Source organism: Cohnella sp. GCM10027633, from assembly GCF_042675445.1.
Taxonomy (GTDB): domain Bacteria; phylum Bacillota; class Bacilli; order Paenibacillales; family Paenibacillaceae; genus Cohnella.
This window is the reverse complement of sequence record NZ_JBHTGV010000003.1, coordinates 55,443-71,365: the sequence shown is the minus strand read 5'-3', so window position 1 is coordinate 71,365 and position 15,923 is coordinate 55,443. Positions and strand designations below refer to the sequence as shown.

General features: G+C 59.4%; 11 protein-coding genes. All 11 read left to right on the top strand.

Annotation, left to right across the window (positions count from 1 at the left end):
• The first annotated feature begins 72 nt into the window (after nucleotides 1-72).
• The 11 genes from ACFQZG_RS09375 to infB all read left to right on the top strand — a co-directional run bounded on the left by ACFQZG_RS09375 (nucleotide 73) and on the right by infB (nucleotide 15,902).
• Nucleotides 73-864: an undecaprenyl pyrophosphate synthase gene (locus tag ACFQZG_RS09375; protein ID WP_378151730.1), complete on the top strand. Its 792-nt coding sequence runs from the start codon at nucleotides 73-75 to the stop codon at nucleotides 862-864.
• Between the two features lie 4 nt (nucleotides 865-868).
• Entirely contained in the window at nucleotides 869-1,660 is a 792-nt protein-coding gene (locus ACFQZG_RS09370; RefSeq protein ID WP_378151728.1) for a phosphatidate cytidylyltransferase, read from the top strand.
• Between the two features lie 53 nt (nucleotides 1,661-1,713).
• Nucleotides 1,714-2,853 (top strand): 1-deoxy-D-xylulose-5-phosphate reductoisomerase, encoded by a 1,140-nt coding sequence (locus ACFQZG_RS09365; RefSeq protein WP_378151726.1) that lies wholly within the window; start codon nucleotides 1,714-1,716, stop codon nucleotides 2,851-2,853.
• A 96-nt stretch (nucleotides 2,854-2,949) separates the two neighbouring features.
• Nucleotides 2,950-4,203: an RIP metalloprotease RseP gene (gene rseP, locus ACFQZG_RS09360; protein WP_378151724.1), complete on the top strand. Its 1,254-nt coding sequence runs from the start codon at nucleotides 2,950-2,952 to the stop codon at nucleotides 4,201-4,203.
• Nucleotides 4,204-4,226: 23 nt separating this feature from the next.
• On the top strand, nucleotides 4,227-5,684 hold the full coding sequence (gene proS, locus ACFQZG_RS09355) for a proline--tRNA ligase (protein ID WP_378151722.1): 1,458 nt from the start codon (nucleotides 4,227-4,229) through the stop codon (nucleotides 5,682-5,684).
• Between the two features lie 170 nt (nucleotides 5,685-5,854).
• Nucleotides 5,855-10,189 carry a PolC-type DNA polymerase III gene (locus ACFQZG_RS09350; RefSeq protein WP_378151720.1) on the top strand — a complete coding sequence of 1,445 codons (4,335 nt, stop codon included), beginning with the start codon at nucleotides 5,855-5,857 and terminating at the stop codon, nucleotides 10,187-10,189.
• 256 nt (nucleotides 10,190-10,445) lie between these two features.
• Nucleotides 10,446-10,907 carry a ribosome maturation factor RimP gene (gene rimP / locus ACFQZG_RS09345; RefSeq protein WP_378151718.1) on the top strand — a complete coding sequence of 154 codons (462 nt, stop codon included), beginning with the start codon at nucleotides 10,446-10,448 and terminating at the stop codon, nucleotides 10,905-10,907.
• A 117-nt stretch (nucleotides 10,908-11,024) separates the two neighbouring features.
• Nucleotides 11,025-12,122, top strand: a complete 1,098-nt coding sequence (nusA, locus tag ACFQZG_RS09340) for a transcription termination factor NusA (protein WP_378151717.1) — start codon at nucleotides 11,025-11,027, stop codon at nucleotides 12,120-12,122.
• A 51-nt stretch (nucleotides 12,123-12,173) separates the two neighbouring features.
• On the top strand, nucleotides 12,174-12,494 hold the full coding sequence (rnpM, locus tag ACFQZG_RS09335) for an RNase P modulator RnpM (RefSeq protein WP_378151715.1): 321 nt from the start codon (nucleotides 12,174-12,176) through the stop codon (nucleotides 12,492-12,494).
• Complete coding sequence (locus tag ACFQZG_RS09330) at nucleotides 12,478-12,807, top strand: YlxQ family RNA-binding protein (RefSeq protein WP_378151714.1); 330 nt, start codon at nucleotides 12,478-12,480, stop codon at nucleotides 12,805-12,807. Before rnpM ends, ACFQZG_RS09330 begins: the two co-directional genes overlap by 17 nt.
• On the top strand, nucleotides 12,804-15,902 hold the full coding sequence (gene infB / locus ACFQZG_RS09325) for a translation initiation factor IF-2 (protein WP_378151712.1): 3,099 nt from the start codon (nucleotides 12,804-12,806) through the stop codon (nucleotides 15,900-15,902). The genes ACFQZG_RS09330 and infB overlap by 4 nt, the downstream gene beginning before the upstream one ends.
• Nucleotides 15,903-15,923 lie beyond the last annotated feature (21 nt).

The following is a 15,923-nucleotide window of genomic DNA, read 5'->3' as shown; positions in this document are numbered from 1 at the left end:
CCCCTCCGACAGGTGGGGTTTATTCTCTTTTGTATCACGGGCAAGATCAACGCGCGCTGAGGGGGAAGGACGATGAGCTTCATCAAGTGGCTTCGCAAGCTTCGGATCGGGGAGTCCGCATCCTCGGGCGCATCGGCGGCGAGCGATCGCGGGGAACCGATCGAAGGCAACGTTCCGGAGCATGTGGCCATCATTATGGACGGCAACGGGCGGTGGGCCAAAGCACGCGGGCTTCCGAGGATCGCGGGACATCATAACGGGATGAAAGCGGTCAAGACGGTGACGAAAGCGGCCGATCGCATCGGCGTGAAAATATTGACCTTGTACGCGTTCTCCACGGAAAATTGGAAACGACCGAAAACCGAGGTCGAATTCCTGATGAAACTTCCGCAAGAATTTCTGTCGCTGGAACTCGACGAATTGATCGAGAACAACGTGCAGGTCCGAATGATGGGCAAGCGCGAGCTGCTGCCCAGCCATACGGTCGCGGCGCTGGAGGAAGCGGTGCGCCGCACGCGGCATAATACCGGACTCATCCTTAACTTCGCGCTGAATTACGGCAGCCGCGACGAGATGGTCGAAGCTTCTCGCGAGCTTGCGCGGCAAGCCGCCGCGGGTCGGCTAGACCCGGACGATATCGACGAGGAGATGTTCGGACGCAAGCTGTTATCCGGCGAGTTGCCGGATCCGGACTTGCTCATTCGCACGAGCGGCGAGCTGCGGCTTAGCAACTTCATGCTCTGGCAGTTGGCGTACAGCGAGTTCTGGTTTACCGACGTCTACTGGCCGTCGTTCGGCGAAGAGCATCTATACGAAGCGATTAGGGAATACCAGCGGCGGGCGCGTCGCTACGGGGGGCTTTGACAGCATGAAACAACGGATCATCAGCGGCGTGACCGCAGGTTTGGCATTCGTCTTCTTGCTCTGGGCGGGCGGATGGTATTATATGGCGTTTCTCGTGGCGCTCGCGCTCGTCGGATTCTGGGAGTTCGTGAAGCTGAACGGACAATCGTGGCTCAGGCCCGACGTTCTGATCGGGTTCGCGGCGGTCGGTATCTTCGCGTTGCCCGAGTTCCCGTTCGACTGGGACATGCCTTCGTTCAAAGTCATGGCATGGTTGCTCATGTTCGTCTTATTGACCGGAACGGTTTTCAGTAAGAACCGTATACAACTAGAGCACGTGAGCATTCTGTTCCTCGGCGTCATCTACGTCGGGATCGGATTTCATTATATGGCGGCCACGCGCGAGATGGATAACGGCATCTTCTGGTCGGCACTTACGTTCTTCTGCATCTGGGCGTCGGACGCGGGGGCCTACTTCGTAGGGAAGGCGATCGGGCGCACGAAGCTGTGGCCGGCGATCAGTCCGAACAAGACGATCGAAGGCGCGCTCGGAGGACTCGTCATCGCGATGATCACGGCCGGCGTCTTCGCATATTGCCGCCCGGAGCTGCTCGGCTACGGCGATGCCGCCCTTATCGGATTGGCTGCCGCCGTCGCGGGACAACTCGGGGACCTCGTACAGTCGGCTTACAAGCGGTTCCGCGGGGTGAAGGACTCCGGCAACCTGTTGCCGGGGCACGGCGGCGTGCTGGACCGGACGGATAGCTGGTTGGTCGTATTCCCGCTCGTCCACTTGCTAGGCCTGCTGCCGCAATAGCGGACGGAACGGATCGAACCATTACATAGAAGTCGGCAAGCGGAGGATTCATCATGAGAAAAATAGCGGTACTCGGCAGCACCGGTTCGATCGGGACGCAGACGCTCGACGTCATCTCCCGGGATCCGGAACGTTACGAGGTGGTCGGATTGGCGGCCGGCGGCAACGTGGAGCTGTTGCTTCGGCAAGTACAAGAGTTCCGGCCGAAGCTCGTTTCGGTAGGTACGAAGGAAGCTGCGGATTCGCTGCGGACGCAAGTGCCGGCCGGCGTTAAAGTCGTGCACGGCGAGGAAGGCTTGATCGAGGTAGCCGCCGGCGCGGGCGCGACGTACGTCGTCTGCGCGCTTATCGGCAGCATCGGCCTTCGCTCCACGCTCGCCGCGATCGACGCGGGCGCGGACATCGGAATCGCGAACAAGGAGACGCTCGTGACGGCGGGCCACATCGTCATGCAGCGCGCGCGGGACAAGGGCGTTCAGTTGTTGCCGGTCGACAGCGAGCATTCGGCGATCTACCAATGCTTGAACGGGGAAGACGGCAAGGCGGTCAAACGGATCGTGCTGACCGCGTCCGGCGGCAGCTTCCGGAATCGCACGCGCGAGCAGTTGCGCGGCGTCACGGTCGAAGACGCGCTGAAGCATCCGAACTGGAGCATGGGCGCCAAGATTACGATCGATTCGGCGACGATGGTCAACAAAGGGCTCGAGGTTATCGAAGCGCACTGGCTGTTCGGACTGCCGTACGACCGCATCGACGTCGTGCTGCACCCGGAGAGCATTATCCATTCGATGGTCGAATTCGTCGATACGAGCGTTATCGCTCAGCTCGGCAATCCGGATATGCGCGTGCCGATCCAGTATGCACTTACCTATCCGGAACGCCGGCCGTCGCCCGCTTCGCCGCTCGATTTGCTCGCGGCGGGGGCGCTTCACTTCAAGCCGATGGACTTCGAACGGTTTCCTTGCCTGAAGCTCGCCTACGAGGCTGGACGGACGGGGGGCACGGCGCCGACGGTGTTCAACGCCGCGAACGAAATCGCCGTCGCGAGGTTCCTGAAGGGCGAAATTCCGTTCCTCGCGATCGAAGACGCGATCGCGGACGTGCTCTCTCGCCACGAAGCGATCGCGTCGCCCGACCTCGATACGATCTTGGCCGCGGACGGCTGGGCGCGCCGCGAAGCGTTAGCTTTGTAAATATCGCGTGGCCGGTATTCTCTTGTACCGCTTGGGAGAATAATGTTAATCTAAGATCAGCCACGCTTGTTCGGGCTTGGATAGGGAGCTGAAGCAATGGGGAACATCCAGGTCGCGTTATTGACCGTATTTATGTTTTTTCTGCTCGTATCGTTGCATGAATGGGGTCACTTCTACTTCGCCCGCCGGGCCGGCATTTTGGTTCGCGAGTTCGCGATCGGGTTCGGGCCGAAGCTGTTCTCGATTAAGCGCGGGGAAACCCGATACACGCTGAGGCTGTTGCCGATCGGCGGCTTCGTCCGCATGGCGGGCGAAGATCCCGAAGTCGTCGAGGTGCAAGCGGGCCAGACGATCGCGGTCCGGATCAAGGACGGCAAGGTGACGCGCCTCTATCTCGACCGCCTGGACGAACGTTCGCAAGTGCTTCGCGGCGAGATCAAGGCGATCGACTTGGAGAAGCACTTGTACGTAACGCTCGACGTCGACGGGGACATCGAACGGTTCGACGTCCATCCGGCTGCGCTCATCGTCGCCCGGGGGCAAGAGACGCAGATCGCGCCGCTCGACCGCCAATTCGGCCAGAAGCCGGTAAGTAAACGCGCGCTCGCGATATTCGCCGGACCGGTCATGAACTTCTTGCTCGCGTTCGTGCTGTTCGGATTGTATATCGTGCTGCAAGGAACGCCGCAGAAGGTGTACATCAACGAAGTGGAGCAAGGCTCGCCCGCCGCTAGCGCGGGGCTGACGGCCGGCGACCACGTGAAGTCCGTCAACGGACTGATCGTCGGCGGAGACGTCGATACGTTCATCGCCCAGATTAACGGATCCGCGGGCGTTCCGATGCAATGGATCGTAGAACGGGGCGGCCAGGACGTCGATATTACCGTGACGCCGAACGCGTCTACCGGGAAGGTCGGCATCTATCCGGCATACGGAGACTTTAAGAAACCGGGCGTAGGAGAGACGATCAAGTACGCGGGCACGACGATGGTCGATATGACGCAGCGCATATTCGAAGGGTTCCGCAAGCTCATCTTCGGAGAGTTCAAGCTCGACGATCTCGGCGGACCGGTGAAGACGACGCAGATGACGGTGGAGATCGCGAAGCAAGGCATCGCGCAGCTCACGATGTGGGCGGGCATTCTCAGCTTGTATCTCGGCATCTTCAACCTGCTGCCGATTCCCGCGCTGGACGGAAGCCGGCTCATGTTCCTCGGTCTCGAAGCCGTCAGGGGCAAGCCGATCGATCCGAACCGCGAGAGCATGGTTCACTTCGTCGGTTTCGCGATGTTAATGCTTCTCATGGTCGTCGTCACTTATAACGACATCGTAGGACTTGTAAGAAATTAGTCGTCAGGAGTTGGGGAAGCGTCATGTCGAAGGATTCGAAGGCACAAGGATTCGTAACGGAAATTACGCCGCAGGGAGAGGACTTCTCCCGTTGGTATATAGACGTCATCAAGAAAGCCGAATTGATGGACTACTCTCCGGTTCGCGGCTGCATCGTCTTCCGTCCGGAAGGCTACGAGATTTGGGAGAAAATCCAGCAAGAGCTGGACCAGCGCTTCAAAGCGACGGGACACCGCAACGCGTACTTCCCGATGTTCATTCCGGAGAGCTTCTTCCAGAAGGAAAAGGAGCACGTCGAAGGGTTCAACCCCGAGCTTCCGTTCGTAACGGAAGCGGGCGGCGAAATTCTGGAAGAGCGGCTTGCCGTACGTCCGACGTCCGAGACGATGTTCGGGCATATGTACGCGAAGTGGATCAATTCGTACCGCGACTTGCCGATGCTCATCAACCAATGGGCGAACGTCGTCCGTTGGGAGAAGCGGACGCTGCCGTTCCTGCGCACGAGCGAATTCCTCTGGCAGGAAGGCCATACCGCGCACGAGGACGAGGCGGACGCGCGCAAGGAAACGATGCAGATGCTCGACGTGTACACCGAATTCGTCGAGAACGTGCTTGCCATTCCGGTCATCAAGGGCGAGAAGACGCCTTCCGAACGGTTCGCCGGCGCTGTCGACACGTATTCCATCGAAGCGATGATGAAGGACGGCCGCGCGGTACAGGCAGGCACGTCCCACTATCTCGGCACGAAGTTCGCGGTCGCGTTCGATATCAAATATTTGGACCGAGAGAACACGCAGCAGTTCTGCCATACGACGTCTTGGGGCGTTAGCACGCGTCTCATCGGCGCGCTGATCATGGTGCACGGCGACGACCGAGGTCTCGTCATGCCGCCGAAGGTCGCTCCTACGCAAGTCATCATGATTCCGATCGGTCCGCCGAAGACGCGCGACGTCGTGCTAGGCAAGACGGACGAGCTGTTCGGGCAATTGAAGGCGGCGGGCGTTCGCGTTCGCGTCGACGACCGGGCCGACGTATCGCCGGGCTGGAAGTTCAACGAATACGAAATGCGCGGCGTACCGATCCGTCTCGAGCTCGGACCTCGCGATATCGAGAACGGCCAATGCGTGCTCGTCTCCCGCGTCACCGGCGAGAAGAAACCGGTCGCGCTCGATAACCTCGTCGCTGAGGTCGAGACGCTGCTCGAGCAAATTCACGGCGACATGTACGCGAAGGCGTTGGCGTTCCGCGAGGAGAACTCGTTCTCCGTCGACACGCTGGACGAATTCAAGGCCGCGATGGAGCAAAGCCGCGGCTTCGGTCTTGCCGGCTGGTGCGGATCCGACGCGTGCGAGAGCACCGTCAAGGCGGAGACCGGCGCGACGAGCCGGAACATTCCGTTCGAGCCCGCTGAGCACAAGCCGACTTGCCTCGTTTGCGGAGACGCGGCGAAGCATACGGTCGTATTCGCGAGAGCGTATTAATTCACTTTCAACTTTCAGATCGGGGTCGATTCTCCTTCCTACGCGGCGGGGGATCGATCCTTTTCATTGTCGGCTGGAGCCGCGTACGCGCTGGAATCTCGTTCCTCGTATTGATGGGGGATACGGGTTCAGGTAGAATAGGCAGAGAGCAAGCGGAGAGGAATGTGAAGATGCAGCCGACGGATAAACAACGGCACGGCTTCGAGGTGCTGCTGCAGCAAGCGGCGCTGCCGGCCGAATGGAAACGCGAATATTATTCTAACGGCTATTTGGATCGTTTGGAGATCAGTCCTTCCAAGAAGACATGGACTTTCTATATCGGATTGGACCAGTTGCTGCCCGCAGCGGTGTACGTCGGCATGATCGAGCGGATGAGAGCGAAGCTCGGTCATCACGCGGATATTCACGGCGTGCTGTTATATGCGGATCATGTGCCTACCGGCGCTATCGTGAAAGATTATTGGAGCTTGTTCGTCGAATACATGCAGCAGACGGTCGTTTCGGTGAACGGGTGGCTCGCCAAAGCGGAAGTCGACTTCGACGACAAAGACGTCGTGACCGTCACGCTGATGACGGAGATGAACTTGGAACTCGCCAAGAAGAAAGAGATCGACGCCTGCGCGGTTCGTTACTTCGAGGAACGATTCCGGCGCACGTCGCGAATCAAGCTCACGGTCGGCGAAGCCAGACCGGAGATGATCAACGAGTTCACGCAGAAGATCCAGCAGGAGAATCGAGACGCGATCGAACAACTGATGGCGGATTCCAGAGAGCAGGCGGCGCTGGCGGAAGGCGAAGCGCCGCAAGTGCTGCAGCACGGCTACGAGATTAAGGAAGACCCGATATCGATCTCGCAGGTGCAAGAGGAAGAGAAGAAGGTCACGCTGCAGGGCGCGATTTTCGGTCTCGAGATGAAAGAGCTGCGAACGGGCAGCACGCTGTTCACGTTCAACGTGACCGACTTCACCGACTCGATCGGCTGCAAGATGTTCGCCAAGAACAAGGACGACGCGAAGATGCTCTCCCTGCTGAAGAACGGCATGTGGGCGAAGCTGCGGGGGAAGGTCGAATACGACCGGTTCATGAACCCGCCGGAGCTGATCGTCTTCCCGAACGACATTCGCGAAGTCGTCGCCCCGCCGGAGCGCAAAGACGACGCCGAGCACAAGCGCGTCGAGTTCCATCTTCATACGACGATGAGCACGATGGACGCGGTCACGCCGGTAGACGTCTACGTCAAGACGGCCGCGAAGTGGGGGCATAAGGCGATCGCCGTCACCGACCACGCCAACGTGCAATGTTACCCGGACGCGAACAAGGCGAGCAAGAAGCACGACATCAAGGTGCTGTTCGGCGTCGAGGCGAACGTCGTCAACGACGCGGTGCCGATGGTGCTGAACCCGCGGGAAGAGAGCTTGGAGGACGCGACCTACGTCGTGTTCGATATCGAGACGACGGGCTTGTCCGTCACGAACAACAAGATTATCGAGCTTGCAGGCGTCAAGATGCGCAAGGGCCAGGAAATCGACCGGTTCGCGACGTTCATTAATCCGCATGAACCGATTCCTTATAACATCCAACAATTGACGAACATTACGGACGACATGGTCAAGGACGCGCCTGAGCTCGAGCCGAAGCTGCGAGAATTCGTAGCCTTCATCGAAGACGCCGTCCTCGTCGCGCATAACGCGCGGTTCGACGTCGGTTTCATGCAGGAAGCGTGCAAGCGCCACGGGCTGCCGCCGATTCAGAATCCGGCGCTGGATACGCTGGAGCTGGCGCGCTTCCTGCACCCGAACATGAAGAACCATCGGCTGAACACGCTCTCCGATCTGTACAAGGTATCGCTCGAGAGCCATCACCGCGCCATCGACGACACGCTCGCGCTCGCGGGCATCCTGAACGGATTGATCAAGGACGCGGCGGCCAGAGGCGTCATGTCGTTGCACGTTCTTAACGAAGTGAACGAGAACAGCTGGAAGACGACGCGTCCGTTCCATTGCGGCGTATACGCGCTTAACGCCGTCGGCAAGAAGAACTTATTCAAGCTCATCTCGATGTCCCATACCGAATATATGAATCGCGTCGCCTGCATGCCGCGCAGCAAGCTGATCGAGCTGCGCGAAGGACTGCTCGTCATCTCCGGCTGCGAGAAGGGCGAGCTGTTCGAGACGGTGCTCAACAAGTCGCAGGAGGAAGCGGAGGAAGTGGCGGCGTTCTACGACGTGCTCGAGATTCAGCCGCTCGACTTCTACATGCACTTGCTGGACAAAGGTCTCGTCGGCAGCCGGGCGGAGCTCGAAGAGGCGCTGCGCCGCATCGTCCGCATCGGCGAGAAGCTCGGCAAGCCGGTCATCGCGACCGGCAACGTCCATTACTTGACGCCGCGGGAGAAGCTGTTCCGCGACATTACGATTCTCGGCATTACCGGGTTCAGCCCGTTGAAAGACCAGCGCAAGCCGGACGCGCACTTCCGGACGACGAACGAGATGCTCGAGGCGTTCGAGTTTCTCGGCAAGGACAAGGCGTTCGAGGTCGTCGTCACGAACACGAACGAGCTCGCCGACCGGTTCGAGCCGTTCGGCATGTTCCCGAAGACGGGCGGCCCGACCGATAACGGCCTGTTCTCGCCGATCATCGAAGGCGCCGACGAAGAAATCCGCAACACGTGCTACACGACGGCGAAGGACATGTACGGCGACGAGCTGCCGGAGGTCGTAACGGCGAGGCTTGAGAAAGAGCTTGTGCCGATCATCAAGTACGGCTTCTCGGCGAACTACCTGATCTCCGAACGGCTCGTGAAGAAGTCCAACGCGGACGGCTATCTGGTCGGCTCCCGGGGTTCGGTCGGCTCGTCGGTCGTCGCGATGTTCCTCGGCATCTCCGAAGTTAACCCGCTGCCCGCGCACTATCTATGCAAGAACAAGGAGTGCAAGCATAACGAGTGGATTCTCGACGGCAGCATCCCGTCCGGCTTCGACATGCCGGACAAGGCTTGCCCGCAATGCGGCACGATCATGAAGGGCGACGGCCAGGACATCCCGTTCGAGACGTTTCTCGGTTTCAAGGGAGATAAAGTTCCCGATATCGACTTGAACTTCTCGGGCGAGTACCAGCCGCACGCGCATAACTATACGAAGGTGCTGTTCGGCGAGAAGAACGTGTTCCGGGCGGGCACGATCGGCACGGTCGCGGAGAAGACGGCGTACGGCTTCGCGAAGAAATACGAGGAAGAGCACGGCAAGAGCTGGCGCGGCGCGGAACTTAACCGTCTGGCCGCGGGCTGTACCGGCGTCAAGCGCAGCACCGGTCAGCATCCGGGCGGCATCGTCGTCGTTCCGGATTATATCGACGTGGAAGACATTACGCCGGTCCAGTTCCCCGCGGACGATAAGAACTCCGAGTGGAAGACGACGCACTTCGATTACCACGCGTTCGACGAGAACTTGCTCAAGCTCGATATTCTCGGTCACGACGACCCGACGATGATGCGGATGCTCCAAGACTTGACCGGCGTCGATCCGACGACGATCCCGATGAACGATCCGAAAGTCATGAGCCTGTTCAATTCCGTCGACGCGCTTAAGGTGACGCCGCAGCAGATTCGTTCCCCGGTCGCGACGTTCGGGGTGCCGGAGATGGGAACAAGGTTCGTCCGCCAGATGCTCGAAGAGACGAAGCCGTCCTCGTTCGCCGACCTGCTGCAAATTTCGGGCTTGTCGCACGGGACGGGCGTATGGCTCGGCAACGCGCAAGAGCTGATCAAGAACGGCACGTGCACGATCAAGACCGTAATCGGCTGCCGCGACGATATTATGTTATTCCTCATCTATAAAGCGGGAATGGACGCGTCCCTCGCGTTCAAGATTACGGAGAGCGTTCGTAAGGGCAAAGGCTTGACGACGGAATGGATCGACGAGATGAAACGCTGCAAAGTGCCGCAATGGTACATCGATTCCTGCTTGCGCATCGAGTACATGTTCCCGAAGGCGCACGCGTCGGCTTACGTTATCTCCGCGGTTCGCACGGCCTTCTTCAAGCTGTATTACCCGATCGAATATTATGCGACATATTACTCGGTACGGGCTGCCGACTTCGACGTCGAGCTGTTCTGCCAAGGGTACGACGCGATTCTGAAGATGCTCGTCGAGATCGAGGCCAAGGGGTTCCAGGCGACGACGAAGGAGAAGAACATGATCTCCATTCTCGAGATGGGACTCGAGATGACGGCTCGCGGCTTCAAGATCAAGCCGATCGACTTGTACCGTTCGGACGCGACGCGCTTCATCGTGGACGGGGACAGCCTCATTCCGCCGTTCGGCGCGATCCCCGGCGTCGGGGAGAACGCGGCCCGCAACATCGCGGCTTCGCGCGAGGAAGGCGACTACCTGTCCGTGGAAGATTTCCAGCAGCGCTCGAAGGCGACCAAGACGATCGTCGAAGTGCTTAGCGGCATGGGCGTTTTCCGCGGCTTGCCGGAATCGAACCAGCTATCGTTGTTTTAATACCCCACAAAGTGAAGTTTCGCTTCGAAGCTTAGTCCGATTACTTTGCGGGGACCCCGGACTTATACGTCGCGCGCTGCAGCTAACCTTTCTGTTGCCAGTCGCTTTCCGGTTATGGTATATTAATTTTGGTAATCATGTGGATATCACTGTCTGCAGAAGAGTGGGGAAACCCACTCTTTAAGTTTTGTCAACGGCCTTTTAACGTTGCGACTGCGCGCGGTTATCCATTTGAAGCATCGGGAGGTATACCCATTTGAGCGTATCGAAAATCAAATCCATCGTCGAAGAGTTCGCCGAGCCGTTCTTGGCGGAAGGCGGATTCCAGCTGGTGGACGTGGAATATGTGAAGGAAGGCAGCAACTGGTTTTTGCGCGTATACGTGGACAAGGACGGCGGCATCGACATCGACGATTGCGGCCGTATTTCCGAATTCGTAAGCGCGAAGCTGGATGAGCTCGATCCGATCTCCGAAGCGTATTTCCTCGAAGTCAGCTCGCCAGGCGCGGAGCGCCCGCTGAAAAAAGCGGACGACGTCGCACGCGCGGTAGGCAAGCATGTATTCGTGACGACGTACGAACAGATCGACGGAGCGAAGGAGTTCGAAGGCAAACTCGAAGGCTTCGACGGAGAGACGTTGACGATAACCGTCGGCAAGCGCAAACATGCGATTCCCTACGGCAAGGTGGCTTCCGCGAGACTAGCCATCGTGTTCTAACCTAATTAGGCAGCGAATGTAGAGGACAACGGCACGCCCACCGCTTTCATTTTTATGAAGGTGAGTTCGTTCGAGCCCGTCGAAGATTTTATTATAATGAGGAGGAATGATCTTGACATGAGCATGGAGTTCATTGAAGCGCTGACCGAAATCGAGCGCGATAAGGGCATTAGCAAAGACGTCCTGATCGAAGCTATCGAAGCGGCACTTATCTCCAGCTACAAACGTAACTTTAATACGGCGCAGAACGTACGCGTGGACATTAACCGTACAACTGGGCAAATTAAAGTATACGCGCGCAAAACGGTTACCGAGGAAGTGCTCGACCCGCGGATGGAAATCTCGATCGAAGCGTCCCGCGCGATCAACCCGCATTACCAGCTCGAGGACATCGCCGAGATCGAAGTAACGCCTCGCGACTTCGGACGCATCGCGGCGCAAACCGCGAAGCAGGTCGTTACGCAGCGCATCCGCGAAGCGGAGCGCGGGCTCATCTACCATGCGTTCGTCGATAAAGAACAAGATATCGTCACGGGCATCATTCAGCGGATGGATTTGCGCAACCTGTACGTCGATCTAGGCAAAGTAGAAGCGGCGCTGCCGCTGACCGAGCTGATGCCTACCGATAAGTTCAAGCAGGGCGATCGCGTCAAGTCGTACATCACGAAAGTCGAGAACACGAGCAAAGGGCCCCAAATCATCCTATCCCGTACGCATCCGGGGCTGCTGAAGCGACTGTTCGAGCTCGAGGTTCCCGAAATTTTCGACGGCACGGTCGAGATCCGTTCGGTTGCCCGCGAAGCGGGATTCCGTTCGAAGATCGCCGTTCACTCGCGCAACGAGGAAGTCGATCCGGTCGGCTCCTGCGTCGGCCAGAAGGGCATCCGCGTTCAATCGATCGTGACCGAGCTGAAGGGCGAGAAGATCGATATCGTCAGATGGTCCGAGGCGGTCGACGAATACGTCGCCAACGCGCTGAGCCCGTCCAAGGTGCTCGAAGTCATCGTGTTCGAAGCCGAGAAGATGGCCCGCGTCATCGTGCCGGATTACCAGCTGTCGCTGGCGATCGGCATTAAAGGCCAGAACGCGCGCCTCGCGGCGAAGCTGACCGGTTGGAAAATCGATATCAAGAGCGAATCGCAAGCCGAGCAGGAATACGGACGTCCGAAATCGACCGGCGCGACGATGCATCAGGACAGCGTATCGATCGACTAGGCCGGCGGTTGCTTGCGATACGCGTTCTCGCGAAACGTAGGGGGGATCGCCGTGAGACCGAGGAAGATACCGCAACGCAAATGCGTCGCCTGCCAACAGATGATGGCGAAGAAGGAATTGATCCGGATCGTGCGCTCTCCGGCAGGAGAGATCGCGATCGACCTGACCGGCAAGAAGCCGGGCCGGGGCGCGTATCTGTGCGGCAAAGTGTCTTGCTTCAAATTGGCCAAAAAGTCCAGGGCGTTCGAGCGGGCGCTCGCGACGCCGGTGGATGCGGAAATATACGACCGTCTGGCGGCGGAGTTCATTCGCGTGGAGGATGAGTTCCAGGCCGCGAAGGAGCAAAGCGATCAAGATGACGGCAACGAATAAAGCGTTGTCCAGGTTAGGTCTTGCGATGAGAGCCGGCAAGCTCGTCAGCGGCGAGGAAATCGTCATGAAGGCGATTCGCTCGGGCGAAGCGAAGCTGGTGCTGCTCGCGCAGGACGCATCGGACAATACGAGCAAGAAGTTCGCGGATAAATGCAACAGCTACGGGGTTCCGCTGGTCGTCGGGTTTACCCGCTACGAGCTCGGAGCCGCGGTAGGCAAACCGGAACGCGTGATCTTCGCGGTTACGGACCGGGGGTTCGCCGACATGCTTAAGGTCGGCTTTGGTTCATCATTCGGAGGTGGAGAATATTGAGTAAACAAGACGACAACAAAGATAAGCTGAGGGTGTACGAGTACGCCAAGCAGCTCAATATGAGCAGTAAAGAAATCATCACGATTCTCAAAAGACAGAACATGCCCGTCAACAACCATATGAGCGTTATGGAAGACGGAATGACGGGAGCCGTCGAGAAGTTCTTCCGCGACGTGAAGGCGAACGCGGCGGCCAAGATGGCGCAAACCTCGTCTAAACCGGCTCCGAACCAAGGCGGCGGCGACCGCAGACCTTCCGGCGGAGCTCCGGCTTCTTCCGGCGCGCCAGCGCCAAGCCAGCCGTCGGCGCCTCGTCCATCGGCGCCTGCGCCAACCGCGGCTCCTAGCGCGGCCGCTTCCGCACCGGCGCCAGCGCCGCAATCGGCAGCTCCGGCGCCTGCGCCGGCACCTTCTTCCGCGCCATCGGCACCCGCGGCATCCGCGGCTCCTTCGCAAGGCGACGGCCAGCGTCCGCAAGGCCAAGGCGGCTACAACCGCGACGGCGGGCGTCCGCAAGGCCAAGGCGGTTACAACCGCGACGGCCAGCGTCCGCAAGGTCAAGGCGGCTACAATCGCGACGGCCAACGTCCGCAAGGCCAAGGCGGCTACAACCGCGACGGCCAGCGCCCGCAAGGTCAAGGCGGCCAAGGCGGCGGCTACAATCGCGACGGCCAACGTCCGCAAGGCCAAGGCGGTCAAGGCGGAGGCGGCTATAACCGTCCGCAAGGCCAAGGCGGTCAAGGCGGAGGCGGCTATAACCGTCCGCAAGGCCAAGGCGGTCAAGGCGGAGGCGGCTATAACCGTCCGCAAGGCCAAGGCGGTCAAGGCGGAGGCGGCTACAACCGTCCGCAAGGCCAAGGCGGCCAAGGCGGAGGCGGTTACAACCGTCCGCAAGGCCAAGGCGGTCAAGGCGGAGGCGGCTACAACCGTCCGCAAGGCCAAGGCGGCCAAGGCGGCGGCTACGGCAATCGCCCGCAAGGCCAAGGCGGTCAAGGCGGCGGCTACGGCAACCGTCCGCAAGGCCAAGGCGGAGGCGGCTTCGGCGGCAACCGCGGTCCGAGCAGCGCGCCGAGTTCGAGCCCGGCGTTCGGCGCTCGCGGCGGCGCTCCTGTAGCGTCGGCCGGCCAACGCGGCACCGGCGGCCGTACCGATGCACGTCCTGCGGGACGCGGCGACGGCAAACGCGACGGAGACTTCAACCGGAACAATCCGAACGCGGCCGGCAAACGCAAAGACAGCACGAACGGCCGGTTCGACGACGGAAGACAAAACTTCCGCAGCCCGAAAGGGAAAGGCGGCAAAAACGCGCGTAAAGGCAGCATGCCGCCGCGCGAGAAGATCGACAACACGCCGAAGAAAGTTATCGTCCGCGGAAGCATGACGGTAGGCGAATTGGCGAAGTTGCTTCATAAAGACGCTTCCGAGGTCATCAAGAAGCTGTTCATGATGGGCGTCATGGCGACGATCAACCAAGAAGTCGACGTCGACACGGTCCTTCTCGTCGCCGGCGACTACGGCGTGGAGACGGAAGTGAAAATCGTCGTCGAAGATATGCAATTCGAGACGGTCGAAGAGAACGACGAAGAAGCGGATCTCGTTGCGCGTCCGCCGGTCGTTACGATCATGGGTCACGTCGACCATGGTAAGACGACGCTCCTGGACGCCATTCGCGAGACGAAAGTCGCGAGCGGCGAAGCCGGCGGCATCACGCAGCACATCGGCGCTTACCAAGTCGAGATCAACGGCAAGAAGATCTCGTTCCTCGATACCCCGGGCCACGAAGCGTTCACGATGATGCGGTCGCGCGGCGCCCAAGTAACGGATATCACGATTCTCGTCGTGGCGGCCGACGACGGCGTCATGCCGCAGACGGTCGAGGCGATCAACCACGCGAAGGCGGCCGGCGTGCCGATCATCGTAGCGGTCAACAAAATCGATAAACCGGACGCGAATCCGGATAAAGTCAAGCAAGAGCTGACCGAGCACGGTCTCGTTCAAGAAGCGTGGGGCGGCGATACGATCTTCGTCGAAGTGTCCGCTAAGCAACGCATCAACCTGGACGGCCTGCTCGAGATGATTCTCCTCGTGGCGGAAGTGAACGACTACAAAGCGAACCCGGACAAACGCGCGCGCGGTACCGTCATGGAAGCCGAGCTAGACAAAGGCAAAGGTCCCGTCGCCCGCGTGCTGGTGCAGAACGGTACCCTTAAAGTGGGCGACGCCTTCGTGGCGGGCGACTGCTTCGGACGCATCCGCGCGATGACGAACGACCGCGGCCGCCGCATCAAGGAAGCGGGTCCTTCGACGCCGGTCGAAATTACCGGTCTGACCGAAGTTCCGCAAGCCGGCGATCCGTTCATGGTGTTCGAAGACGAGCGCAAGGCGCGCGAAATCGCCGACAAGCGTTCCATCAAGACGCGCCAGGAAACGATGAAGGCGAACCAAGCGGTTACGCTCGAGGATCTGTTCAGCAAAATCAAAGAAGGCGAAATCAAAGAGCTCAACGTCATCCTCAAAGCCGACGTGCAAGGCTCCTTGGAGGCGCTCAAAGGCTCGCTCGAGAAAATCGAAATCGAAGGCGTGCGCGTCAGAACGATTCACAGCGGCGTAGGCGCGATTACCGAATCCGATATTCGTCTCGCCAGCGCGTCGTCCGCGATCGTCGTCGGCTTCAACGTTCGTCCCGAATCGGGCGCTCAAACGACCGCGGAGCAAGAGAAAGTGGACGTACGCCAGCACTCGATCATCTACAAAGTGATCGAAGAGATCGAACATGCGATGAAGGGCATGCTAGATCCGGTGTTCAAAGAAAAAATCATCGGCCACGCCGAGGTCCGCAACATTTTCAAAATCAACAAAGGCACGATCGCCGGCTGTATGGTTACGGACGGCAAAATGCAGCGCAACGTTCAAGTACGCCTGCTTCGCGAAGGCAAAGTCGTGCACGAGGGCAAGCTCGATTCCCTCAAACGCTTCAAGGACGATGCCAAGGAAGTGTCCGAAGGCTACGAGTGCGGCATAACGCTCGAGAAGTTCAGCGACCTGAAGGAACTCGACATCATCGAAGCGTTCATCATGGAATCCGTTGAGCGCTAAGCACCGATCGAATGAGGTGAA

What these genes read in the sequence shown, in the direction of transcription:
- ACFQZG_RS09375 (WP_378151730.1), top strand. Translation starts at nt 73, where the DNA reads ATGAGCTTCATCAAGTGGCTTCGCAAGCTTCGGATCGGGGAGTCCGCA.
- proS (WP_378151722.1), top strand. Translation starts at nt 4,227, where the DNA reads ATGTCGAAGGATTCGAAGGCACAAGGATTCGTAACGGAAATTACGCCG.
- ACFQZG_RS09350 (WP_378151720.1), top strand. Translation starts at nt 5,855, where the DNA reads ATGCAGCCGACGGATAAACAACGGCACGGCTTCGAGGTGCTGCTGCAG.
- ACFQZG_RS09330 (WP_378151714.1), top strand. Translation starts at nt 12,478, where the DNA reads ATGACGGCAACGAATAAAGCGTTGTCCAGGTTAGGTCTTGCGATGAGA.
- ACFQZG_RS09370 (WP_378151728.1), top strand. Translation starts at nt 869, where the DNA reads ATGAAACAACGGATCATCAGCGGCGTGACCGCAGGTTTGGCATTCGTC.
- rseP (WP_378151724.1), top strand. Translation starts at nt 2,950, where the DNA reads ATGGGGAACATCCAGGTCGCGTTATTGACCGTATTTATGTTTTTTCTG.
- nusA (WP_378151717.1), top strand. Translation starts at nt 11,025, where the DNA reads ATGAGCATGGAGTTCATTGAAGCGCTGACCGAAATCGAGCGCGATAAG.
- ACFQZG_RS09365 (WP_378151726.1), top strand. Translation starts at nt 1,714, where the DNA reads ATGAGAAAAATAGCGGTACTCGGCAGCACCGGTTCGATCGGGACGCAG.